We start from the raw sequence: 26,003 nt of genomic DNA, 5'->3' as shown, positions 1-26,003 counted from the left end.
TTGGATTATAGTTGCTATCTGTCACACTTAAAAAGGAATGAAAATATACTATCATTAAAATAGAAATTCAAATTAGTTTACGAAACCAACTGTAACTATTATAGTTACACAAAAAGTTGATGTCAATTTCATATCCTCTCTTTTTAACGGACAAAAGACATGACCTATTGAACAAAAATGTGATGTTTATAAAAAGGGCGGTAAAGTTTTATCTCCTTACTCAAAGAATTATAAATGATTTAGAATTAGATGAAATTGAAGCTAATATTGCATCTCCCTAAAAAGAATGTTACTCTAAAAATAGAATTATGAAAGGAATGATGGATGAATAATGATTAACTAATTTATATTTTAAGTTGAATTTTATAACTTCAAACTACAAAATATAGGGTTAGTCTATCCATTTTTAAAATTCAGTTCATACTTTATTTGTCATGATTCAAATGATTAATAAGTACTTATTAAGTATAGACGAAAGACTAATCCTTCCGATTACAAATTGGGGGATTTTTTTATTCCCGTTTGTCTTAGTTGAAACTTACTAATTGTTAAATGTACTTCACAAATAAAGGAGCGAGAAAAATGAGTACTTCAGATACTATTGTTACACATGTAATGCTCTATATAAGTCGTTAATATCCATCAAACTTATATAGAGGAATTAAAAAATGGATGGATGTTCCGACTTTATATGAAACGTTTCGATATATAAAGGAGGAATTATTATGTCAATGATAAAGGTCCAAGACTTAACTTTTTCATACCCAGGTAGCTTTGATAATATTTTTGAAAGTGTAAACTTCCAAATAGATACGGATTGGAAGCTAGGATTTATTGGTAGAAACGGACGAGGTAAAACGACATTCTTTAATTTATTGTTAGGGAATTATGAGTATAGCGGGAAAATCCTTGCTTCAGTAGAATTCAATTATTTCCCCTACTCTGTTTCAGATAAGAACAAATTCACTCATGAAATCCTTGAAGAAATTTGTCCCCAAGCTGCAGATTGGGAACTTCTACGTGAGATATCCTATTTAAATGTTGATGCTGAGGTCATGTACAGACCATTTAAAACATTATCAAATGGGGAACAAACAAAAGTGTTGCTTGCTGCACTGTTTTTAAATGCGGGTCAATTTCTATTAATTGATGAACCAACAAATCACTTAGATACAGATGCACGAAAGATAGTCTCCAATTATCTAAGGAAGAAAAAAGGATTTATTTTAATTTCACATGACAGAATCTTTTTAGATGGGTGCGTTGACCATATCCTATCTATTAATAGAGCAAATATTGAAGTTCAAAGTGGTAACTATTCTTCTTGGAAGTTAAATTTTGATAGACAGCAAGAACACGAGAAGGCTACAAATGAGCGTCTACAAAAAGACATAGGGCGATTAAAACAGTCTTCCAAACGTTCAGCAAGTTGGTCTCATGACGTGGAAGCTTCAAAAAATGGAACGAGGAATTCAGGCTCTAAGTTGGATAAGGGGTTTGTAGGACATAAAGCAGCCAAGATGATGAAAAGAGCAAAAAACCTTGAATCAAGGCAACAAAAAGCTATTGAGGAAAAATCAAAATTACTAAAAAATGTGGAAAAAACTGAGTCATTAAAATTGGAACAATTGCAATTTAAATCAAATGAATTGGTTACTTTAGTTGACGTGTCCGTTAAGTACAATGATCAAATTGTGAATGAGCCGATTAGCTTCATAGTTGAACAAGGTGACCGAATTGTACTTGATGGAACGAATGGGAGCGGAAAAAGTAGTATCCTAAAACTAATTCTAGGACATCCGATACAGCATACAGGCTTAGTTACTTTAGGTACAGGACTCATCATTTCCTATGTCCAACAAGATACTTCTCATTTGAAGGGATCGCTATCAGGCTTTATTGAAGAGCACAAGATTGATGAAACCTTATTTAAGTCCATCCTAAGTAAGATGGACTTTGACCGAATTCAATTTGAAAAAGATATATCTCATTATTCTGGTGGACAAAAGAAAAAACTGCTTATCGCTAAAAGTTTATGTGAAAAAGCTCATATATATATATGGGACGAACCACTAAATTTTATAGATATCTATTCCCGCATGCAGATTGAAGAACTTATTCAACAATTTAATCCCACAATGGTTATTGTTGAGCATGATAAAATATTTCAACAAACAGTTGCAACGAAAACTATATCTATGTAGCTCAAAACGAATACTTGAAAATATAATCATTAACTTGAGTCTTTGAATTATAAAAACTTTAATGAATTGATAAAAAAAGCCTAATTTCTCTACAATACATTGAGAAATTAGGCTTTAAATAGTAATAATAGAATTCATAAACACTGAATAATTTACACATTAGGTTTATCTGTTAATGCAGTAACAATCCTGTCCACTAAGTTTTCTGGCATCCATTCATGATTTGTATCATTCGTTTCATTTGGTCCTAAAAAATCAATAAACTTTTTAAACTTTGGAAATAAAACAATAGAAGTGATCCAATGTATTGTATGATTTATGGAGAAGAAATGAAAAACTCCTTGCTTTTCACCCTCCTGTAATATTTCTTTTAACTGTTCAAAATTACCTATAAAATATGGTTGCTATTTTAAATGCCATTCACGCTTAAATATAGGAGTCTTCTTGGCTAAAATGATAAAAATAAGCACATCTTGTTATAAAAACAGATGTGCTTATTTTTTAATTTCTATGCATTTTTACGTTTTAAGAAAATCACTCCACCAACAATTAACAGTAATGCTCCTGCAGCCATAGAGATCCAACTTGTAAGATTAGTACCTGTTTGCGGTAACCATCCAATTTTAGATTGAATTTCTTTCTTAAGTTGTGGTTGTTCTTTTACTTGCTCGTTAGGTTGCTCTGGTGTTGGCGTATTTTTACCTGAATTTGGCTGTTCTGGTTTTGGTTGTTCCGATTTTCCCTCTTTAAATTTCACTGTTTGTCCCTTATCTTCAATTTCAGCGTGAATAGCTACTAATATATTATCTTGATACAGTTCTTCAAATACTACTACTTCTTTACCTTGTAATGCAGAAGCATTGAAAGTGAAGTCTAATGTGATAGAACCATTCTTCTCTTTAGCAGTAAACTTAGATTCTACTGTTACTTCTTTACCATCAACTAATAATGGCTTGTTTGTTGCTTTATCCATTAGTTTGCCTTTTACAACGTACTCTTTACCCACAATTAAGTCTTTGTATTCCACTTTATCTTGGATTGTTACAGTTTTAGAAGCATCTAACTCTTTAGAACCATCAGCTTTGTTTGTTGCTGTCGTTTTAATAAAAGGTTCTACAAATCGAACTGTTTGACCTACATCGTTAATGTCAGCATGAGTTGCAATTACTTGACCCTCATGTAATAAATCTTCAAACACGACTACTTCTCTTCCTTGCTGTTCAGCACCAACAAAAGTAAAGTCTAATGTTACAAAACCGTTCTTTTCTTTTGCAGTAAACTTCGTTTCAGCTGTTACTTCTTTTCCATCAATTAATAATGGTTTTTTAATAGCTTTGTTCATTAGTTTACCTTTTACAGTGTACTCTTTACCTACAACTAAGTTAGTATACTCCACTTTGTCTTGAATAGTGATAGAATCCTTTGAATGAATCTCTTTTCCACCATCAGCTTTGTTTGTTGCTGTCGTTTTTACTGATGGCTTAACGAACTTAACTGTTTGACCTTTATCATTGATATCAGCATGTGTCGTAACAACTTTTCCGTCTTTCAGTAACTCTTCGAATACTACTACTTCTTTTTCTTCTAAACCAGTTGCATCAAAAGTGAAATCTAGTGTAATAGAACCATTTGCTTCTTTTGGTGTAAACTTCGTTTCAACAGTTACTTCTTTACCATTTACAACTAATGGTTTATTAGTCTCTTTATTCATTAATTTACCTTTTAAAGTGTACTCTTTACCTACTTGTAGATCTTTGTATTCCACTTTATCTTGGATTGTTACAGACTTAGACGTGTGCATTTCTTTTGTACCATCTATTTTATCAGTAGCTGTTGTTTTTATTGAAGGAATCTTTTCATCTTTGACAATGTGTTTAATGATTTGACCATTCTCTTTAATTTCAAAAGAGAACGTTTCTTCATTTAATACATAACCGTTTGGTGCAACAGTTTCTTTATATGTGTATTTTCCAAATGGTAACTTTTCAAATTTAGCGATTCCTTTATCGTCTGTTTTTCCTTTTACTACTTCTTTTCCTGCTTCGTTATAAATCGTAAATTCTGCATTTGGAAGCTTGTTATTTCCATCAGCTACATCTACCTTTGTAATTTCTAGATCACCTTTGATAAGATGATTAACTGCCAATAACTCAATAATCTTTCCATGTTCCTTTATTTCGAACATAATCGGTTCTTTAACAAGAACGTAACCATTTGGAGAAGCCTTTTCTACAAATGAATATTTACCATACGCTAAATCTTTGACGTTAATCTCACCATTTTTATCTGTCTTATATTCCCCAACTACTTTTCCATTTGCATCTTTTAGCTCGAATGCTGCACCTTCTAATTTTTTACTAATATCTTCATTATCTACTTTTAGTAATTTTACACTACCTTTCACTTCGGTATTTTCCACTGTAAAAGTAAGTGTTTTATTGTGCTCTTTAATTTCAAAAGGATACTTTGTTTTATTTCCAATATATCCATTAGGTGTTTTTGTCTCTAAGAAATAATATTTACCATACGTAAGATCTTCAACGTTTGCAATTCCATTTTCTTTTGTTACTACTTTTTTCACTTCTTTTCCATCTTCAGTGAAGACTGTGAATTCAACATTTGGTAAAATCTTTCCTGAATCACTAAGCTTTTTAATTTCGATGTTACCTTTTACTTTGTTATTTACTATTTGGACAGCTCCTGTTTCCCCTGTCTTAACTTCAATAGTTTGTGGTTTATCATCTGAAACATAGCCTGTTGGTGCTTTAATTTCTTTTAATGTGTAAGTACCAATTGGTAAGTTGTTTAATTCTGCCATACCATCAGCACCAGTCGTGATTTTTCCGACTGATTCATTATTTGCATTAAAGACCTCAAATACTGCACCAGCTAAAACTTCTCCATTTTCTCCAACCTTTTTAATTTTTAAAGAACCAGCTGCTTCCCAATTTACTGCAAGATCACTACTAAGCTTTTCTTCATTTCTCTCTAATAGTACTGTAGCATTCTGAACAGTATCCGTACCACGGTAAGCAATTGCTTGAACTTTAGTTAAATTAGCAGCAACACTTAAATTAAATTCACCCGTTTTTGTATTCTTAGGAATTTGGATACGAAATTTTTCTCCAACTGAAAGCTGATCTTTCACTTCTCCATTTTCACTAACAATTCTAACTCCATTAGGTGCATTTTTCGCTACTACTTTATAAGAACCACTCTTAGCATTTGTTTGTACTGTATATAGATTCGTTTCGAAGAATTCACCTTTTAATTCTGCTTTTTGTTTTTCAGCTGGGATAACATTCATATAAATATCTTGCGTATCCCCACTATTATTAGCAGCATTGATAATTGTCTTAGCCGCTTTTTCAACATTTTTATTCGCATGTTTCAGTTCATTTACATCAAGTTGACCTAGTGCATTCCAAACCGCAAGTTGCGTTGCATAATGCGCTTCATTTTTATTAGCTACTCCCAGCTGTTCAGCACTTTTTTGCGGGAAACCATTTAATAAGACTCTATATACTACATTATCTGTTTTCCCCATTTCAGGAAGATCTTCACCATTTGGTGATTTTAATCCAAGGGTTAAGCAATAAGCAATTTGACCACTTGAATTTTTAATCATTTCAGTGCGAATGTACTTACCTAGACTATTACTATAACTCCAGTCCATTGAATATTTCTCATGCGTCATAACCTCTGCACTAGCCCTAGGTAAAAATACATTAAGGAATAATGCCAGTACTGATAATAATGTAAAAACTCTTATAATGACTCTCTTACCCAATTTTGTAACCTCCCTAGAATAAATTAATCCGAGTATATATCGCAATATCTAAAACATTCACGATCGACCCAATTATCATTATAAAACAATAAATTACAAATATTAAATAATTTTAATAAAATAGTCAAAAAATTTACACATTTTATTATTTATCAAGTTTTTTAACGAATTTACTATATACAAATTCTAAAACACGCCTACAATTTAAAAGACAAATATGTATGTTAAATATATAAATAGCAATTCCTTTACTCCAGTTATTAAGCTTTCCCCTATTAAAAATAGCCTTTTCATTTTCTTGTTAACCTGAGTAATTTATACACCTCTTTTAATCTATTACACTCCTCCATTTAAATATAAAGGTGACTTCTCGTTCAAATAATAAAGCGAAACTTTAATCCGCCCGATTCCCACCTAACTTCTTTGCTTTCATTGAATTTTTGGGCGGGAGTCTTACTGCCCAAAAATAACGGGATATATTATGCAATATTGCATTTGATAATCTTTTTCGTTGTAACTATAATGATTACAGGATTACTATTAATCTAATATTCTACATGGAGGTTTTATTATGTTTAAAAAAATTATTGTATCTTCTATGGCGCTTACTATGTTCGGTGGAGCTGCAACTATGCTAGAGGCACCTACTGCTCAAGCAGCTTCTTATAACTCAACGTCATCCTCTTACTTTGATGTCACTCCTGAAGAGGCCGTGGCTTTCTATCAATCTCAAGACTATAAAAAATTAAAAGTATTTTTGGATGACTTTGAAGCTAGAAACCCTTATACTCCAGGTGGAGGCTACGCTCAAGGGAGTGTACGTATGCAAAAATTCAACGATGCTCTTAGAGATGCCAAATTAACAAATGTCTACCAAGAATTTATTAGAATCTCATACTACAATCATTATCCAGAACCAAAATAATAACAACGGATTAAATGTTTATTATTTCTATAACTTAGCCTAATTTTAAATGTATAACCTAAAAATAATTACTAAAAACCACTCATATAAGGGTGGTTTTTCTATTTCCCCATATAATTTAGCGGAATGTTACATCATCTTTATTTTAATATCTTTTATAGTAGACATTCTCTCGTTGACACAATCTAGTAGGTTAGCAATGGGGATATCAAAATATATTTATAATTATTTTCTGTTTAATAGCAAAAAACGAACACCCTCTCACAACTAGATAAGGTGCTCGTTTTCATTTTTATCGGTAATTCTCAATTCATTTTAGCTTCTTTCCAATAAGCAAAGATTAAATTAACTTAAAAACAAAGCGTTTTAAATTTAATTCATAGATCTTACTGAAACTTGGAATTGCCCCTTAGAACCATCATCATTTGAAACGTAAATTTTATATGTTCCATTCGGTAATGGAGATAAAGCATTCCGTACATTTGTAACATTAATTTGTTGTTCTCCAGGTTTTATATAACCACCAACAATTAGCTCTGTATTTGGACCTTTTACACTATATCCCATTGTATTTTGACCATTATTTTTCATAGAGAAGCTTAAGTCAGTACTCCCATCATATACGAAAGAAGTTACAGCCTCGCCACTATAATTCATTGTTTGGGTTAATAATAAGTCTGCAGAAACATGTTCAACTACATGAATTGGATCATTCGTTTTGTGTACTTCTTCAGCATAAGTATTATTCCCTAACACACCAAGTGTTAATGCTGAAACTACTCCACAACTAAGCACTAGTTTATTTAACTTCATTTTAAGTTCCCCCTTGATGTTTGTATTCTATTACCATCATACATCCTTTTTTAAGTGCGTTTTTATGTAATAATTCATATCTACAAACCTATATATTTTAACTTTTCGCCTTAATAGTTATTGAGAAAGCCACATAGATAAAGCTACAATATTACACTTCATAAAAAACATGTAAATTTTAAAGTCTTTTTCTAACAAAGTTTTATACGAGTAAGTACCAAAATACTCAAATAAATAGCATTTCTATTTCAGATAAAATGTACTAATAAAATTTTTCTAAAATTTCACTTTGTAATTTGATATATTCCATGTTAATATAACGAAGGCTACAAAACAGGAGTCACCACGCATATCATTTTCACAGAATATTCATACTTAAAAAGACTTATTTTATCAGTAACTCAATCCAAATTTCACCTATACAAAAGTTAGTTTATGATTTCATATGTAAATAAATTTAAATAGATTTTTTATCTATTATTTTTTTCTATTTTCCTTATCAATTTTAATACGAGTAATATAACAGCACTTTTCAAGTACCCTTCCTTTTTTAGATAAAAAGTCTACTAATACTAAACATCTATGTCCAACTCATACATAATTCTACTTACAAACTATCGGAGATGCAAAACTATGGGAATTTCTACTCTTTTATTAAATACCTTTATTATAATAATTTGTATCCTTAGCTATCACGTATTTTGGCTAGAGTTTAAAGAAAAAATAACATGTAATAATATGTTATTTTCTATTCTTTCCTCCATTGCTATTATTTTTTGTATGACTTTTCCTTTTCATTTACATGTGGGATTTATTTATGATTTACGTTTTATTCCTATAATATTAGTTTTTCTATATGGAAATACAAAAAACATTGTTTTTATAGGAATTTTATATCTTTCTTACCGGTTTTACTTAGGCGGAAATGGCGTTCTTCCATCATTTATTATCTTTACTATCATTTCTGTTATAACAATGCTCTTTCGTTACTTATTACCTATGTATTTTAAAGAAAAAAAGATATTATTAAGCTTACTTCTTATTTTAGTATGTACAGCTTCCCTTTCTATTTGCGGTATTGTAACTCAAATAAATACAGGAGGTAAAATAGACTCTACTCTCATAGAATTTTTATTAAATTATATAGTCATTAATATTTTCACAGTATTATTATCAGTTTATTTTATAGAGGAAATGATTGAGAAATATAAAATGAAAGAAAAACTGCAACGGGCTGAAAAATTTTATATAGCTAGCGAACTAGCAGCGTCAATTGCACACGAAATCCACAATCCACTAACCACGGTACATGGATTCACTCAATTATTAAATGAAAAACATGCCTCTAAGCTATCTCAGGATCAATACTTAGAAATCATGTTAATTGAAATGCAGCAAATACAATCTACTATTAATAACTATTTATCTTTAACCAAACCACAGAATACCCTAAAAGAAAAAATAGATATTAATCACATTTTAAATCAGGTGAAAGATACTATTTCACCACTCGCTCTATCATACAAAGTTGAAATCAAACAAAATAGTACAGATTCCTTTTATATAAATGGAGACCCCGAAAAATTCAAACTCTGTCTAAACAACATCATCCAAAACGGAATTGAGGCTATGAAAAATGGTGGATTATTACAAATAAATATACAAAAAGTAAAAGGAAATATCATGATTGATATTATTGATTCAGGAATTGGGATGTCATCTCAACAAATAAAACGAATTGCTTTGCCATTCTATTCAACAACAGAAAAAGGAACTGGGCTTGGTACTATGATTGCTTATAGTATTATTAAAGAATTAAACGGAGATATAGAAATAGAGAGTGAATTAGGTAAAGGGACACGCTTTTCTATTAGTATCCCTTGCTAATGTGATAACAATTTTCTGTTTAGTTAATTACATAAATGAATTTTAAGAATCCCGCTAGCTAGCTTACTTATTAATTATCTTAAATTCATATGCGTTAATTAAATATAATAAGGATCAGAGCCTATCTATTGTTACAGATACACTCTGATCCTTTAGTTTAATTCAATTAAAAACACTTAATATTTATAACTTTTCTTACATCGTGATGAAATACTAGTTCATCGATTTTATCTTATTTACTGATTAGATTGGTTTAATATAAATATAACATCTCGCGACACTTAATTTGTTATTATCATTAGAGACATTGCCTGCAGTTGTTTTTTCATTAAAGTACAGACCTTTTTCCATTCATTGAAAAAGACAACTCCCCTTTTACTACTTCACTTCCACCGTATAATTCCCTGTCCCCCCGCCATACTGATACACATGTAAATAATACTTCCCTGGATACGTATAGTAACTACCTACTAGTTTATTCCCTTGTTGCTGAGCATACGTAACATAATTATTTAAATCTGCTTCAGAATAAAGTACCCAGTTCATTCCAATATTATTTTCATTCGTTACGTTAATTTGAAGGTTTTTAGCAGTCTCCACATTAAATTCAAAGAAATCACTTGTATCGCCATTTCCTAAACTAGCACGTAAAACTTGATTTAACTGCAATTGGTTTGCTGTTTGGAATGAGTTATTCGGTTCTTTTTCTACACTGTTATCTTCTTTCTTTTGAACAGTTACAGTCGCTGTAGCAGTATTAGTTGCTCCTTTATCGTCTGTTACCGTTAATTTCGTCGTATACGTTCCTTCTTTTGTATATACGTGAGTTGGATTTTGCTCATTACTTACTGCTCCATCACCAAACTCCCATTTATACGAAGTAATTTTCCCGTCTTCATCTTTTGATCCGTCGCTTGTAAATAAAATTGCTTCATTTACATTTCCGCTATACGGACCGTTTATAACTGCAACTGGTGCTTTATTCTCTGCACCTTCTTCTGTATTAATACCGTGGAACACAACATCATATTCAAATTGTCCTGATGTATTCACGCGATATTTTACAAAGTATGCTGTTACTGTTTTATAGCCTGTCCATTCCTTTGCACTTAAACGTTTTAACGTATCATTAACGTTTTGTGTAATTGTTTTCCAATCTTCATATTCTCCTTTTGCTGCAGTTCCTGTATATGTTCCTTGTAGTGTGAATGTATTAAAGAACTGTGATTTATTTTTCTTCACTGATACATTTTTCAATTTTGCTTCCGCTGTTATTTCTGCTGCAATATCTGAAACTGGCTTCGATGCATGATTCGCTAAATAATCGTCTGATACTAATGGCACATTATATTTCTCACGATTATCAACTAGCATTTGCATATAGTCCTGATATTCTTTATTTAAATTCGCATCTTTACTTAATGTAGAGCGATATGCATCATATGCTGTTACATCATTTTTCCTAATAAGATCATGTATTTTATCGAACATATCATATCTCTTATTGTACATATACGATTGTAAAGCAAAGGAATAATTATAGAAATCCCACGTTCCATACTTTGCATTTAACGTTCGCTCTGCCGTATAACGCTCTGCTGGATTTGAAGATAATCCTCCTATAATACTCTTTCTCGGTACAACATTATCCGTTCTCGTTGCCCCTGCAAAAAATTCAGCATTTCCTTCTTCAAACCAAGATAATCTTTCATTTTCATATATTTTCCCTTGTCCCCATAACCCTGGTACTTCATATCTACCTTGTAAATAATGCGTGAACTCGTGTCTGAATAATTCTTCTAAACTATAAATACTTTCTTCTGGCGTACGCTCATAAGTAAAGAACGTACCTGTTCCTTCTATATAAAGACCACCGTTATTCGTTTCATAACCGTACAATTGACGATTAAATTGATATTCTGCTGGGCTATTATAAATAACCATCGTTAATACATCATCAGGATTTCCTTTTTCTAAAGGTTGATCACTTTCAACCGTACGATGGAATTGTGCCTTTACTTCTTTTGCCGCCCAATATAAACGTTTTACTTTTTCTTCTGTCACTTTATCTCCAGCTTTTAAAACAATTGCCCCATCATCAAACGTATACGTTTTTGGCAAATATTTTTTCTTTCCATCTTCTCTTATTTGATCTAAATTCACTACTTTACCATTTGCATCTTTTCCGCCATAATTCGTTGCAATTTGCTCAGCAGCTACGAAATATTGCTCCTCTAAATACGGATACATTTTCATCGCATCTGTTACAACTTGTAACCCTTTCGTTCCTGTACTATGGAACATACCGAGTCTACCTGTATAATAAATGCCATTATTAATAAGCCAACCGGTTTTTTCTGTAATCGTTCCCATTAATGCAAAACGACTTAATTCATTAATATAACTATCTATTTTCTGATACCATACTGTATCTTTCGGTGCTTTCCTCGTATCGTACAAATACGATTGAATGTCGTAATCAACACCTTGCATAATATCGTAAATAGCATTTCCAGCTGAAAGATTATCTACTAATGTAGAAAAATTATCATTATATTGTTTAAAAATCTTTGCAGCTGATGTTATCGTTTCCACATCACTTGAAGCGTTTCCTATTAACTTTCCGTATGATGATACCACTCTATTTTGCTCTAATGTACCCAGCTTGAAATTTGAATTGTTAGCCATCGCTTTTAATGCAGGTAAGCATTTATCATGATAACTCCGTTCATTTAATTTACTAAGTTCTGAATTATAAAATCCTAAATAAAATCCTGAACGTAATACCTCTACTAATGTCTCAATCCCTTTTGAATCATCCTTCGTATAGGCTTGTCCTTGCTGCTTCAATTTATCAATAATCGCCTGCATCCTACTATCATTTTGATAGAATGCTAGACTGTCTGTATTAAACTGAAATAGCCCCGTAATTTGCTCCCAATCAATTGTTACAAGTAAATCTACTAACTGCTGATTGCTTAATTGATTTAATTCGGCAATTGTATAAGTTTTCGCTACAGCTAATTGCTTACTTCCTTTTTTCACCTCAGGTGGTCTTTGTGATAAATCGGCAAATTGTAACCTTTTCTCAAAAGACTTGCTTTCGAGCACTTTCGATGAATGAGCTAATTCTTGTACTGGTAGTTGTACACCGACTGGCTCCATTTTGAGCACATTTCGATAAGAAACTTGCTCTCCCTTAGTATCTTCTGCCAAACTTACCCCTTGAAAACTCCCTAACATTAAACTAGCAAAACTTACCCCTACTAACATTTTCTTTGAATAGCCTTTCATGCTCTCCCCTACCTTACATTTTTAGTGTCCCGCTCCATTATTTTACTATTTTTACTTTTTGTCCTGTATTGAGAAAAAATAAGGTAACGTTCACACATGTATCCATTCCATATAAAATTAACGCTTGACTTTCCGTGCATTTTATATCAAAAAAAGATAGATAATAGCAAAATTCCTGCTACATCTATCCTCGTTTTCAACACTATGATTTTAACTTTATAAATGTAACTTCCGGTAATGTTTGCATATGCTGAATAAACTCATTCTTTTCTTTTGACGATATATTTTTCAGTTGCATCCCTACCTTATAAACAGTTTCTGTACCTTGCTGTGAAGCTTCCACCTCATATGAGAGTATTGGGATGCCTTTCACTTGTAGTGTTTCTAATATTTGTTGTACCGCTTCATGTTTATTTACAAACATTTGCACTGTTATATTTTGTGGAAATAAAAATTGTACCTTAAAAATACGACTTACAATTTCTAAACCAATTAAAACGAGAATCGTCGCTCCAATGCCTACTACATACATTCCCGCTCCAATTGCTAATCCTATGCCGGCAGTAGCCCATAAACCAGCCGCAGTCGTTAATCCTTTCACCGCCTGCTTTTGAATAATAATTGTGCCTGCACCTAAAAAACCAACTCCACTAACGACTTGTGCTGCAATACGACTTGGATCTAGAGACATATGCTCTTCAAACACAATATCTGAAAAGGCATATTTCGAAACAACCATTATTAACGCACTTCCTACCGCTACGAGGAAATGAGTCTTTAATCCAGCTTCTTTCGATCGAATTTCTCTTTCAATACCAATCATTGCTCCTAACAAGCCAGCAACACCGATTCGTATAATAAAATCAAAATCTACACTCACGGGCACTTCCCCCTTTCATTCATTATAGATAGATAAAACAAAAATTATCACAAACATCCTTTTATTTACATGTAGGGATACTACTAAAATATACTTAATACTCCGACCGTTTTATGTTAATATTTTAAATATTAACATAAAATAAATAACTTCTAATTTTAAACCTCCACTAATTTTCTAAAAAAACAAAGATGGATTACATGAAATTAGGTTGAGAAATCATGGAAAACGCTTTCACTTTGTATCTTAATTTTTTATAAAAACTATATAAATAAAGGAGCTTACTAACAATGAACGTCTCATTACTCACACCTACTACTGATTTACAAGAAGAATACTTAGATTTCTATAACGAATGGAAAGATAGCGGTGAAACAATGATCCCGTGGGTTATCTCAAAAAATCCTGCCAACTTCCCAGCTATGGTTCAAGAACTTCTCGATGCGCATAACGGAATAAATATCCCTGAAACTTGGGTACCAGACTCTACATATTGGCTTGTTACAGATGAAAATAAAATTGTGGGAGCTGTTAATATACGTCATAGTTTAACCAAACATTTATTTAACGCTGGCGGTCACATTGGTTATGGCATTCGCCCTTCTGAAAGAAGAAAAGGTTATGCTACGAAGTTACTAGCATTATCATTAGAAAAAACGAAGGAGTTAGACATCACGAAAGTACTTGTCGTTTGCGACGCTGTGAATACCGCTTCTGAAAAAACGATTTTGCATAACGGCGGGATTCGTGATGATGATTTCACTGAGGAAGATGGGAATATAGTAAGAAGATATTGGATTGAGCTATGAATAATCACAAATAAGCGAGAAAGTGATTATACACTTTCTCGCTTATTTTACACTGCTTCTATTTCAAACTGCACTGTAATACCACTTGGATCTACCACCACAAACCCATTTGTAGTTTCATTTATTTCATGTTGTTTTTCTATTAATCTTTCTTTCACTTCGTCTAACGCTTCTTTATGCGGTAGTACAATAGCATATACCTTTAGTCCAGTTGCATATACTGGTGGGTGTGGATTGTTTACTCCGTTCCACGTATTTGCACCAATATGGTGATGATACCCCCCTGCTGAAATAAATAAGCAATCCTCTTCACGCTGTTGTACTTCAAAACCTACTGTTTCCACATAAAATTCATGTGATTTCTCTACATCAGCTATTCGTAAATGTACGTGCCCAACGACAGTATTAGCAGGCAAACCATCAAACTCATAATCAACGAGTGTCGCCAATTCTTTTAAATCAAGTGGTGTACTTCCTCCTGACCCTTCTCCCCATTGATCACGCGGACGGTCTGCATAAATTTCAATACCATTCCCCTCTAAATCTTGCAAATAAAAAGCTTCGCTATATGTATGATCACTTGCACTATTAAACCTTGAAATTGGTAAAATTTCATTTGAATATGTATAACGCCCTTCTTGCTCATCCGGGCTGTCAATTACATTCTTATTACGAAGAACCCCAAATAGCGCAGAAGCAAAAGCTTCACGAGTCGGAACTAAAAAGGCTACATGATATATACCAGTCGTACGCGGTTCTTGCAGTACCCCGTCCTCTAACTTTTCAAGAACAAGTAACGCGTTCTTTCCACCTTTTCCAGATAAATATGCTTTATTCCCCTCTTGCTTAATTACCTCTAATCCTACAACATTCTCATAAAAAGCAATTTGACGCTCTAAGTCTTTCACTTTAAATTCAACATGACCAATACGTGTTTTCGGATGAATTTGTACCATGAATAACTCCATCTCCTTATCCCTATATTTTTCCATTACATATAACCGTTACTATGAAGGATACAACTAAAATCATCCTATGTAAATAAGAAAAGTCAGAATTTATATACATTTTTATTTTCATAATAAAAATGCCACCTTTTCTAAATTTCAGAAAAGGTGGCTTTATAACTCTTATCTCATTTTATGTACTTCAGCAACTAGCTTTCCACCCTGAATGCCCATATAAAGCTTCACAGGTGCATCATTCGTATTTTCAAATACTAAATCTAAATATGGATATGCAATTGTAGCATCTCTTCCTTGTGGAACATAACCTACCGTTTTAGAATGTGTAGTTCTCTCCACCATTTTCAGGCCAGCTTGATCTGCTGCATTGTATAAAGTTGAAGATGTTTGACAAACACCACCGCCATATCCATCTACTAATTTACCATCAACTATTTCTTTCCCTAATTGATATCCTTTATCTGGTGTTGTATCACCGATTAATGAATTAAAAGAGAAACGGTCTCCTTTTGCTAACACAACTCCATTTATGCTCGCTGCTGACAAACGAATATTCTCAATACGGCCACCTGTTGAACCACCTAAGTTCGTTTCATATCTACCAATTACCGCACCATTTCCTTGCGCATCACTTAATGTTGCGACTGGTTTTTTCTCCACGATCGGCAACTGATACGTAGCATCCCACATACCAACATTTAACAATTTATCTACTAATTCTTTTTCCATTAATTCATAAGAAGGTTTTCCTTCTTGCCAACTTCCATCAGGTGCTATACGTGAAGGAACCATTTTTTTGTCGACGCTTTTTCCAATCTCACCAACAACCTTTGTGACAGACTTTTTAAATTTCGCTTCATCTTCAAAATAGCCTAAACTAGATAAATCTAATTTTTTCACTTCAGTACCAGTTCGACCATCAACTAAACTAATAGTATCCTGTACTTCTGCTTTAGCCTCTACAGTGTGCCCACCAATATCACTTACCAATGCAACATCACTTACTTTTGCACCACAGCCACTCATTATAGCTACACATAACACCCCAACTAATATACCCTTTACTTTACGGAACAATATACTCTCTCCCTTTCCCCAACATCACTATTATGTATTTATTTCATTTTTATGTATGTTTTGTTACAATCATTTTACAATACGTTTATAAAATGTTACAAGTTATTTTTCACTCTATATAAATTACTCTTTTCTTTTATAAATGTCTATACATATTTACATAAAAGTTTGAGTTTGATAGAATTGTAACTTTTATGTAAACTCTCCCTTTTATCCAGTATATACCATTACACAAAAGAAATACAAATCAAAAACCCTCAAGCTATTTTTTATAAAGTGAAACTGTAATCAGTGGGGGTCTTATTGCCCAGCAAATAGCGGGATAAAGAGAAATCCCGTCAACATAAATAGGTATTTGCCGTGCCACCGCTCCGCTTTTGCACATACATTATGGTGAATTCAACCTATTTTAAAGAAATGGAGGATGTTATTATGTATCCCTACAATCCATATGATCCATATAATCAATATGCGTACCAACAACCACAGTATGACTTACAAACACAATATCAATCTTATATAGATCAAGCAGAGCACACGAATCCATATGACCAAAATAGACAATTCCAACTTCCAATCTCTTTTCCTGGCACTGGAAATCGTCAATTAGAAAGACGCGTAAATGAGCTTGAACAAAGAGTTCGTCAACTAGAAAATACAGTTGAGCGCCATACACGTAGACTAAACCGCTTAAACCAACGTTTACGCACAGTAGAAAACAGACTAAACATTCCATTCGCAGCATTAGAAGACGGATTTTAATCGAGAAAATAAAGATTATATAAAGGAAGGGGCTTCCCCTTCCTTATATAAATTGACGAAAGTTTTTTCCATCTCTATACTGATAAGAGTTAATGAAATGAAACAAGGTGATAAATATGGATTTTGAAATAAATTATCTTTCCTTTTATGTTGTACAAGTAGAAGGAAAAGGTGAAGCAGTTGATAAACGCTACAAACATTTTCAAACTTTAGACGCTGAAGAATATGAAGATAGTTCCTTAAAAGAATTTTTGAATGGTGAGTTATTAAAAATATCGAAGCGAAAAGTAGAACGTCATGCAAAAACAGAACAAGCCCCAACAAAAATTGGTCGCTTTATTGTAGAAGAAGGGCACGAACTTGATTCAAACCCTCATTACAACCTTTTTAATCGTATTCGCTTTGCAGAAACAAAAGAAAACTTTAAAGATATGAGCGAACCTCTCGTTTATACATATCTTGACACAAGCGCTGTACGTGGTGGTGTATTTTTAATTGCTCAGGCAAAGCTACGCAAATACTTTGATGATCCATTCGTATTCGTAATGAAATGCGACTTTGAACCAAAGGTTGCTTCTATTTCTGATGAATCAACACTGATTCGTAACGTTGAAATGGCCATCACAACAAAGAATATGAAATCTATCCAATATCCGTACATGCCTGAAGAAGGAATGGTTGAAGTAGGCGAACTAAAAATACATCAAGCATCACATGCCCGCTACTTTGAAGACTTCCTAAAATTCGTCGAATATGAACGCTCTATGCCTGAAATTATGAAAACACAAGTAATGGACATGGTATACGACCAAATTGAAGATGTATTTGAAGAAGGTACGGAAGAACGCGAACAATTCGACCAAGCGATGGAAGTATGGGCTGCCAGTCCGAAACGCGAAATTATGGAACAATTTTCAACTGAAGAAGTAATGGAAGCAACCGCTCAAATCGTCGAGCATGCTCCTGAAGTGGAATTAAAACTAAAAGCCGATCATATCTCTGTGAAGGCGTTGCTTGCGGATTTTGGGGATCAAATACATATTGCGAAGGTAAATGATCGATATGTACTTATGATTGAAGCAGACACACTTACATTTGAAAAAGGCTTCTCTCCTATTGAGTTTCTGAAGCCAGATGAGCTGCAAGATGTGATTGAGCGGATTGAGAATAAGCAGCAGTATTCGTTTGATCCGAGCGGTATTGAATAAAGTGAAACTTTAATCAGTGGGGTTTTGTTCATCCCCCACTAATTATTAGCCCTCACCAATCGGGCTTTTACGGGATAAATACTTCCATATAACTGTTGTTACTGGGCGCTTTTAATAAGCGCTCTTTTATTTATATTAAAAACCGATTCTACTAAGAATCGATTTTTCTGCTTTATAATAAAACATGTTTATTTTTAAATTTTTTTGATGCAAGATGACATTTGTTGCAGAATCAAATATATCCCTTCCTTGTTATACAGGCTTATTTCCATTAGAAATATCTACTTCAATATTTCTAGTTGACCAAGTCCTTCTATAAGTTGTTAAAATGCAAATTTCACTTTACTACCTCAAATTTATTGTACTCGTAAAAAGATAATTGAAAACGATATTCCGGATGTTCTCTCACCCAATCGTAGGCTTCTTCTAAAATTTCCATTTTGTTTTGCAAGTCATTAAGTTCACTACATTCGTCCCTTTTCTGTTTGCACAGAGGGCAGAATCCATTCACTATTTCCGCACTCGTCGCCCTAATAGTTTTACTTTCTAAATCAACTACTAGACGAAGAATAACAGAATGCTCTTCTTTTGTAGTCACCTTCATTTCAGCAATCCGATCCTCATTCCAAAAGACACCGTTTAATTCCATCTTTACTGTGACATCTTTAATATCCAAGTCTACCACTATCATACCTCCCTTGTACAAAACTCAATCTTACTCTTCTATTTTAAACTTTAATACACCACAACTTAAAGAGATATTAAGTTTTTTCCAATTCTTCTTTACTATGAAAGAAAGTGTAGTTAATGCTAATTGTGTGGTAAATATTATCCCAAAAACTAAAACAGTTAAAATGTTAAAGATTGTTTCCATTAAACTACACTCTTTTCTTTATATATATTTTTATTTTATTAATACTGTTTAAAACTCTTATTACGTCTTAACACTCCCAAAGTAATTATAATGTACAATCACAACAACAAGTTGATGCCTATTTAATATCAATACGCTGTTATTACATGTATGTAGTTAGAGATGGAGGAGCAATTCATTTAACCTCTGTATTCTCCTCCATCTCAGCCAAATACCTAATCTGTCGTTCCGCTTTTCTCACTGCTGTACGAAAATGTTTTTTCAGGAGTTCTACTGTATTTTCACTTATATAATATCTTTCCGTTATACTTTCCCACGTGTCACCACTTTCAAATGTACTCCATTCAAAAGGGCGTTCTGTATTTTTCTTTAGTTCTTTAAACACCCATTTTCGCATCTTTTTTTTCGCTTTTTCTGTTAGTTTTCCGTTTTTTACAAGTTCAAGTTCACCATGTCTTTTGTATCGCTTATTAATATCTCTCTCGCTATACACTTTAAGAAGTATATTTGCTGTATTTTCAGCATCTGCTAAAGCACGGTGCTGTTTTCCTTCCCACGTTAAAGCGAGCTGTTCTACCGCAAATTGTAAACTTGGCGTATGTTCAAACAATTCCTCATATGCTTGGAAAACAAATTTTTGCAAATCAATTCTATTTTCCTTTTCTATACTTGGGCATTCAACACCATATAATGTACAATCATGAGATAGAAAGCGATAATCTTCTTTTCCCCATGAAACAAATATAGAACCTTCGCCGATGAACTGAATAAATTTCTCTATAATTTGAGGGAATTTTTCTACACCCATTAAATCTTTTTTCGTAATACCGGTTAATTTTGTTGTATGACGAGTTAATCGTGCACTTGGTTTTACTAACTCCGAAAATTCTTCAATTATCTTCATTGTACCTATTTCTATTTTTACAGCTCCGATATCAACTATTTCTGATGGATCTTCTGATTTATACGGTCTGAAATTCCTTTCAATATCAAACACAATGAAATGTGTAGCGTTTTTCAATTTATTTACCTCTTTCTAAATTCCTTTTCACACAAACACTTTATTTTCAGTATTTATTTATTCATGTACTTTATACAAAAATACTCCGAATAAATAAATGAAAATTCAGTCTTGTTATGATATGTAAGTAGGAGGACATCTATAAAAGTGCAAAAAAAAAGAAGGGCGAGCCCTTCTTTTTTCAAAAATTACTTCTTGTTTACGTTAGTAGCTTGAGGTCCACGGTTACCTTGTTCTACTTCGAAAGTAACTTCTTGACCTTCTTCTAAAGTTTTGAAGCCTTCGCCTTGGATAGCTGAGAAATGAACGAATACGTCTTCTCCGCCTTCAACTTCGATGAAACCGAAACCTTTTTCTGAGTTAAACCATTTTACTTTACCGTTTTGCATGAAAAAAATCCTCCTACAATGTACCTATATGTACATATTCATTTTCAACCACCTTACAATAATAAGCCAGATATTAAAAAACTGCAACCCCTGAGGAGATTTAACATTGCTATCCTCCTCGGAAGTTACAGCTCATTTAAATCTCTATATTATTAAAAGTAAAATGGTTTAAACATACTATATCATATCAATATAATAAAAGTAAAGTTTTTTCTTAAATTATTTTTTGTTCCCACTGCATTGCTTTTAATTCACCTGATCCGGCTACTACATAACCCTCTTTTTGATTAACAATGCGCCATCCGTGCCCTTTAACTGAATCACATACTGTAACAATACCTTCTTCAAGAAGCACACGGCACACACTACTAATACCCGCCTTATTTTGCGTTGAAGTTGTATATAAAACATGTTGATCTACACTTAAGTCTAAATAACTACTTGCTTTCTGCTCACTTTGACATGTGTGCCAATATATTTTTTCACTTGCAATACTTTCATCTATTTTACAATAAGAAATATTCCCGCTAACTCCCTTGCACGATCCACTTGCCGCTACTAAATAAGAATTGTGTAAAGTCAACGCGGAGATCATTTGATTCATCGCAATTTTAATCCTCTTTAATTTACGTGTCTTCAAATCAAAGAGCCAAACACCACCATATTTAGCATGTATTTTCGTACCAATAAATAAGTAATGTTTATATAAAAATAACGATCGAATAGACGGTGCCGCACTGCCATACTCAAGAAACGGATGAATAGTTTCCCATGTCGAACCGAAATTATTAGAAAGATACAGCGTTTTTTCTCCATGAGCAACAACATTTCCTTGTACATTGCTACATACATTCCAACTCGTTGCTTTTGTTGGAAAACGCTGAATTGTCCAGTTCTCTCCACCATTCATACTACGAATAAAAATCCCTTCGTCACCTACACCATAAACTACATTATCTTCGCTATGTAAATCCCTAATTCGTTTTTGAAAACCATTTAAAATTCGTTTCCATTCTCCGTCTTGTTCAACAAATAAGCCATTATATGTAGTAGCTAACAACAGTTTTCCATCTCTTAACTTTGTAATAGCAGTTACACTTAACATTGTCTCCACGTTGACACTCCCATTCTTAGAACTTCTCAGCAAATGCAATTGCAAAATTACTGCATTTTTCAACATCCTCTTCATCTTCTGGAGCTAATTCAATTTTTAGCCCTTCTTGTACAAGCTCTGCACCGCGCTCTACAAGACGTTCTTCAAATATCGTTACCGCTTCACAAAACAGTTCATACGCTGTATCACCCGATCCGAACACCGCTACCTTTTTCCCAGCTAAATCTATATTTTCTAAGTCATCATGAAAATCTTCCGCTTCAAATGGTAATTCACCATCGCCCCACGTATAAGATCCTAAAATGATTCCATCATAAGCTAATAATTCTTCAGCATCCATGCCTTCCATTTCTTGCAATACTACTTCATGATCAAAAGCATCTAAACTAACTTTAATTAAATCAGCAATACTCTCTGTATTTCCTGACATACTTGCATAAGCTATTAAAATTTTTGCCACTTTGGCATCCCCCTCTAACAATAAATGATTCTCATTCTCATTATATTAATAATGAGAATCAATTTCAATTGATTTTTTTCTACTTTTATTTACATTTCACATCTGACTATTTATATTTCATTTTAAATATCTACATTCATATTCAACTATTGCCAAATCTATCTTCAAACATTATTGTATTATCATCATTTCACATTACTTATTTCAAATAAAAAATGTTTTTGTATCATGCTCAATCTCTAATCAATTGTTCACTTTACAGAAAGAGGAGTCCTTATGATGAGAAAGTATTTTATTAGATTTTTAAAAGCAACCTCCCTTTTAACAATATTCTTACTAATAGGAGCTGCTATTATTTTATTCGGTACTTCATACGGTCATAATTTACGTGTTATCGCAGCCGAGAGTATTTTAACTTCTCAGCATCCACAATATGCAAAATTCACGTTATTGTCTGATGAAGAATTAAATGATATTTCTCAATCCATCACAAATCCAAAATGGAAAAATAGTGAATTTTTAACTTCTAAACTTTCAAAAAAAGAGTTAGAAAGACGAAAAGATTTACCACTAGATGTTTCTATTGAAACAATAAAGAAAAAATATAATGATCATTTTTTCGAAGGGAAATTAATGACAATTAGTAATCCATTCAACGTAAACCTTGTTACCCAGCAAGGTTCAGAAGGTAAAGACGTCGGAGAAAAAATATACGTAATGGCAAAGCGAAACCATGCAGTTGCCGCTGTCAATGCCAGTGGTTTTTGGGATGAAACCGGGCATGGTGGTGGTAAAACCGGAATCGGTATTGTTATTGAAAACGGTAAAGTTATAAACACGCCGAAAGATATTAATACCCCTACCCTCACTAGTGGTATTACAAAATATGGACAAATGGTTTCTGGAGAGTTTTCTGCTAACCAATTGTTAAATAAAAATGTTGTTTCCGCTGCTGGATTTATGCCTCAGCTAATTGTAAATGGAGAAAAAATGATTACAAATTATGGTGGTTGGGGATATGGCCCTCGAAGCATTATGGCTCAGAAAAAAGATGGATCGATTATGTTTTTCGTCATTGATGGTAGACAACCTCATAGCATTGGTGCTTCCTTGAGAGATTGTCAAGATATTCTTTATGAAAAAGGTGCTGTCAATGCGATGGCAATGGACGGTGGATCATCAGCAACATTATATGCAATGGGAGATATTTTAAATATCCCTTCCACCTTATCTCATAAATCACGCTATTTACCAAACGCATGGGTAGTTACAGCGAACCCTAAGCAACAAGTTCATGTAACAATAGACGGTAATTCTGCGAGCTCTCAAAAAATTTCTGAATTAACAAGGACGACTGCTATAGCTTTCAATAAATAAAAAAGCACAGATGACTATACAATCATCTGTGCTCTTTTATTACTTTTTAAAAATACCAAACGGCTTTCCAACTGGTAAAACAACTTTTCCGAAGTGTGTGTTTAACACTGCTGCTGCTGAACCATAGAAAGATAATAATGAAATAAGAAGTTCAGAATATGCTGCTAAATTATGCATTGCATGCGGCATAACACCTAAAGTACTTAATGAAAGACCGATAAATAAGAAATCAATAAGGACGAAAATCATAAATAATACTTTATGTGTTTCCATTGCACCAATTGTCATAAAGATTGTGAAAATCAAATATCCGATAAAGGCTACACCAAGCTGTTTTGAATCTGCAGCTTGTGCTAATTTTTCGCCAAATACTCCAAGTTGAATTAACCAAGTCATTCCAACACCTAGCCAAAATAGACCGTACGCACCGAATGCTGTTGTACCGAATGTATTATTATGCTTTGCATCATGAATGCAAGCAAAGATTTGTGCAAATCCTCCTAAAAAGATTGCCCACGGTAATACAAGTGAAACGCCATCTGTTAAGCCTAACTTTTGAGATGATGCTACAAGTGTTACCATCGCTAATCCAAATAGACCAATTCCAGATGGATCTGCTGTTGTCATTTTCACATGATGTGTAGTAGTTTGATTGCTCATATAAACCTCCTGATTATAAACATACTCGAATACAATACTTAAATCAGAAGCCTATGTCAATGGTTTTTTTTGTATGTTGTCAGACGTTATATTTTATAATGATTAAATATATTTCCGACCACTTCATAAGGTTTTATATTCACTTTTTCCAACTCATTTATCGGTAGCCATAACGGAATATAACTTCCTCTACCTTCCCACTGAAATTCCTCAGCTGTTCCACTTCCGAACACTCCGCCTGTAATATAGGCAGCATAATAATATTCATTTCCTTTATATTTTACCTTTGCAATAAGGTGCTCCACTTTTATATGTACCCCTAATTCTTCGTATACCTCTCTTTTCGTTGCCTCTTCAGGCGTTTCACCTTCCTCAATCCCTCCGCCAGGAAACACATAATATATTTCCTCTTCTCGAATACGTTTTATAAGAGCGATTTTTCCTTCCTGTACAATGATAGCCGCTCCGCGATTTCTTATCATTTTATTACCTCAATACGAATCGCAACTGTTCCCCACTCTTTTTCTTGTTCTTTCGTATATATTTTGTATGTACTTTCTAACATTTCCTCTAAACTATCATTTTCACAATCCAATAATTTTTTATCGATTTGTTCATACATGGCTTTAAAGCTCTCGTATCGCTTTATTTCCGTTACTTTTACCGTCATCATTTCTTTTGTCGTAAGATTCGTAAATACGATTTCATCGCCTTTGTTTATTAGTTGACGTTTTTCATCGTATAGGCGTACTTCATATACTTTTTTTCCTGATTGAATTGACTGAAACGGTTTATTATATAGACCCATTTCGTATCGCATACATCCCACTTCCTTTTGTTCATTTCACCTATTAATACAGTTCACATTACTACATCTTGCATATAATATTCCATACGTATCACTTAATTGAGAAAGGAGGCTGAAGAAGCATGTTATATTTAAATCAAAAACCTGAATATAATAAATATGATATTGGTGATTATACTTATAGTAAAGTAGGGCCAACCATTTTTTCTTGGAACGATGAAACAAAATTAAAAATAGGTAAGTTTTGTTCATTAGCAGAAGAAGTCGTTTTCATACTTGGCGGTGAACATCGCGCAGACTGGATAACAACTTATCCATTTAATGCACTTTTTGATGAAGGAGCACATATTACTGGTCACCCTTCTTCAAAAGGTGATATCGTAGTCGGCAATGATGTATGGATTGGTTATCAATCCTGCATTTTATCTGGTGTTACAATTGGTAACGGGGCCATTATCGGCGCCAGGAGCATTGTTACAAAAGATGTACCCCCGTATGCAATTGTAGCTGGTAATCCTGCAAAATTTGTTCGATATCGTTTCCCGCAAGAAACGATTGACAAACTAGAGAATCTCGCATGGTGGGACTGGGACATTTCTGTTATAAAAGGAGCCATTCCATTACTACTCTCCGACAAAATCGACGAATTTTTCACCTCACCCGAAAAAGAATCTACATGATAAATA

At 33.2% G+C, this 26,003-nt stretch carries 22 protein-coding genes and 1 pseudogene; 8 read left to right on the top strand and 15 right to left on the bottom strand.

Going from position 1 to position 26,003, the window contains the following annotated elements; translation table 11 throughout:
* Positions 1-725: 725 nt before the first annotated feature.
* Positions 726-2,204, top strand: coding sequence for an Lsa family ABC-F type ribosomal protection protein (locus AC22L0_RS19170; protein ID WP_044584737.1), 1,479 nt, complete (start codon positions 726-728; stop codon positions 2,202-2,204).
* Positions 2,205-2,356: 152 nt separating this feature from the next.
* Here AC22L0_RS19170 and AC22L0_RS19165 read toward each other — a convergent pair.
* Positions 2,357-2,608, bottom strand: a pseudogene (locus AC22L0_RS19165) (TetR/AcrR family transcriptional regulator); the annotation flags it as partial.
* Positions 2,609-2,712: 104 nt separating this feature from the next.
* Positions 2,713-5,994, bottom strand: coding sequence for a VaFE repeat-containing surface-anchored protein (locus AC22L0_RS19160; protein WP_087967746.1), 3,282 nt, complete (start codon positions 5,992-5,994; stop codon positions 2,713-2,715).
* 571 nt (positions 5,995-6,565) lie between these two features.
* Between AC22L0_RS19160 and AC22L0_RS19155 the strand changes: the two genes are divergently transcribed.
* A complete protein-coding gene (locus tag AC22L0_RS19155; protein WP_000473483.1) occupies positions 6,566-6,919 on the top strand; it encodes a hypothetical protein in 354 nt (117 codons plus the stop codon).
* A 372-nt stretch (positions 6,920-7,291) separates the two neighbouring features.
* Here AC22L0_RS19155 and AC22L0_RS19150 read toward each other — a convergent pair whose 3' ends face one another.
* Positions 7,292-7,732 carry a hypothetical protein gene (locus AC22L0_RS19150; protein WP_000773525.1) on the bottom strand — a complete coding sequence of 147 codons (441 nt, stop codon included), beginning with the start codon at positions 7,730-7,732 and terminating at the stop codon, positions 7,292-7,294.
* Between the two features lie 633 nt (positions 7,733-8,365).
* Here AC22L0_RS19150 and AC22L0_RS19145 point away from each other — a divergent pair.
* Entirely contained in the window at positions 8,366-9,619 is a 1,254-nt protein-coding gene (locus tag AC22L0_RS19145) for a sensor histidine kinase (protein WP_000513018.1), read from the top strand.
* A 378-nt stretch (positions 9,620-9,997) separates the two neighbouring features.
* On the opposite strand, the gene colA is transcribed toward AC22L0_RS19145, so the two are convergent.
* Both colA and AC22L0_RS19135 read right to left on the bottom strand, forming a co-directional pair.
* Positions 9,998-12,913: a collagenase ColA gene (colA, locus tag AC22L0_RS19140; protein WP_487272404.1), complete on the bottom strand. Its 2,916-nt coding sequence runs from the start codon at positions 12,911-12,913 to the stop codon at positions 9,998-10,000.
* A 202-nt stretch (positions 12,914-13,115) separates the two neighbouring features.
* The gene (locus tag AC22L0_RS19135; protein ID WP_487272403.1) at positions 13,116-13,793 is read right to left on the bottom strand and encodes an MgtC/SapB family protein; all 678 of its coding nucleotides are present in this window, start codon (positions 13,791-13,793) and stop codon (positions 13,116-13,118) included.
* Between the two features lie 290 nt (positions 13,794-14,083).
* Here AC22L0_RS19135 and AC22L0_RS19130 point away from each other — a divergent pair, with 290 nt between their 5' ends.
* Positions 14,084-14,602: a GNAT family N-acetyltransferase gene (locus AC22L0_RS19130; protein ID WP_001103121.1), complete on the top strand. Its 519-nt coding sequence runs from the start codon at positions 14,084-14,086 to the stop codon at positions 14,600-14,602.
* Between the two features lie 47 nt (positions 14,603-14,649).
* Here the strand turns inward: AC22L0_RS19130 and AC22L0_RS19125 are convergent, their stop codons facing one another.
* Positions 14,650-15,558 carry a VOC family protein gene (locus AC22L0_RS19125; protein WP_000249877.1) on the bottom strand — a complete coding sequence of 303 codons (909 nt, stop codon included), beginning with the start codon at positions 15,556-15,558 and terminating at the stop codon, positions 14,650-14,652.
* Positions 15,559-15,732: 174 nt separating this feature from the next.
* On the bottom strand, positions 15,733-16,644 hold the full coding sequence (locus tag AC22L0_RS19120) for a VanW family protein (RefSeq protein ID WP_000488972.1): 912 nt from the start codon (positions 16,642-16,644) through the stop codon (positions 15,733-15,735).
* Positions 16,645-17,076: 432 nt separating this feature from the next.
* Here AC22L0_RS19120 and AC22L0_RS19115 point away from each other — a divergent pair, with 432 nt between their 5' ends.
* Positions 17,077-17,406, top strand: coding sequence for a hypothetical protein (locus AC22L0_RS19115; RefSeq protein ID WP_000283715.1), 330 nt, complete (start codon positions 17,077-17,079; stop codon positions 17,404-17,406).
* 116 nt (positions 17,407-17,522) lie between these two features.
* The gene (locus AC22L0_RS19110) at positions 17,523-18,614 is read left to right on the top strand and encodes a DUF3900 domain-containing protein (RefSeq protein ID WP_000345046.1); all 1,092 of its coding nucleotides are present in this window, start codon (positions 17,523-17,525) and stop codon (positions 18,612-18,614) included.
* A gap of 337 nt (positions 18,615-18,951) precedes the next feature.
* On the opposite strand, the gene AC22L0_RS19105 is transcribed toward AC22L0_RS19110, so the two are convergent.
* From AC22L0_RS19105 to AC22L0_RS19085, 5 genes are all read right to left on the bottom strand, one after another.
* Positions 18,952-19,299: a hypothetical protein gene (locus AC22L0_RS19105; protein WP_000227983.1), complete on the bottom strand. Its 348-nt coding sequence runs from the start codon at positions 19,297-19,299 to the stop codon at positions 18,952-18,954.
* A 364-nt stretch (positions 19,300-19,663) separates the two neighbouring features.
* On the bottom strand, positions 19,664-20,509 hold the full coding sequence (locus AC22L0_RS19100; protein WP_000786417.1) for an exonuclease: 846 nt from the start codon (positions 20,507-20,509) through the stop codon (positions 19,664-19,666).
* A gap of 188 nt (positions 20,510-20,697) precedes the next feature.
* Positions 20,698-20,898, bottom strand: a complete 201-nt coding sequence (gene cspB / locus AC22L0_RS19095) for a cold shock-like protein CspB (RefSeq protein WP_001179150.1) — start codon at positions 20,896-20,898, stop codon at positions 20,698-20,700.
* Between the two features lie 214 nt (positions 20,899-21,112).
* Positions 21,113-22,012 (bottom strand): WD40/YVTN/BNR-like repeat-containing protein, encoded by a 900-nt coding sequence (locus AC22L0_RS19090; RefSeq protein ID WP_000449526.1) that lies wholly within the window; start codon positions 22,010-22,012, stop codon positions 21,113-21,115.
* A gap of 16 nt (positions 22,013-22,028) precedes the next feature.
* On the bottom strand, positions 22,029-22,472 hold the full coding sequence (locus AC22L0_RS19085) for a flavodoxin (RefSeq protein WP_001062752.1): 444 nt from the start codon (positions 22,470-22,472) through the stop codon (positions 22,029-22,031).
* Between the two features lie 279 nt (positions 22,473-22,751).
* Between AC22L0_RS19085 and AC22L0_RS19080 the strand changes: the two genes are divergently transcribed.
* Entirely contained in the window at positions 22,752-23,849 is a 1,098-nt protein-coding gene (locus AC22L0_RS19080) for a phosphodiester glycosidase family protein (RefSeq protein WP_087967752.1), read from the top strand.
* A gap of 39 nt (positions 23,850-23,888) precedes the next feature.
* Here the strand turns inward: AC22L0_RS19080 and AC22L0_RS19075 are convergent, their stop codons facing one another.
* The 3 genes from AC22L0_RS19075 to AC22L0_RS19065 form a co-directional block, all read right to left on the bottom strand.
* The gene (locus AC22L0_RS19075; protein WP_000070938.1) at positions 23,889-24,509 is read right to left on the bottom strand and encodes an acetate uptake transporter; all 621 of its coding nucleotides are present in this window, start codon (positions 24,507-24,509) and stop codon (positions 23,889-23,891) included.
* An 86-nt stretch (positions 24,510-24,595) separates the two neighbouring features.
* Entirely contained in the window at positions 24,596-24,991 is a 396-nt protein-coding gene (locus tag AC22L0_RS19070) for an NUDIX hydrolase (protein ID WP_087967738.1), read from the bottom strand.
* Entirely contained in the window at positions 24,988-25,329 is a 342-nt protein-coding gene (locus tag AC22L0_RS19065; RefSeq protein ID WP_001268348.1) for an ASCH domain-containing protein, read from the bottom strand. Before AC22L0_RS19065 ends, AC22L0_RS19070 begins: the two co-directional genes overlap by 4 nt.
* A gap of 110 nt (positions 25,330-25,439) precedes the next feature.
* Between AC22L0_RS19065 and AC22L0_RS19060 the strand changes: the two genes are divergently transcribed.
* Entirely contained in the window at positions 25,440-25,997 is a 558-nt protein-coding gene (locus tag AC22L0_RS19060) for a CatB-related O-acetyltransferase (RefSeq protein ID WP_000966305.1), read from the top strand.
* The last annotated feature ends 6 nt before the right edge of the window (positions 25,998-26,003 follow it).

The sequence above is a fragment of the Bacillus sp. LQ01 genome, assembly GCF_057624735.1.
This window is presented reverse-complemented; position numbering and strand designations above follow the sequence as displayed.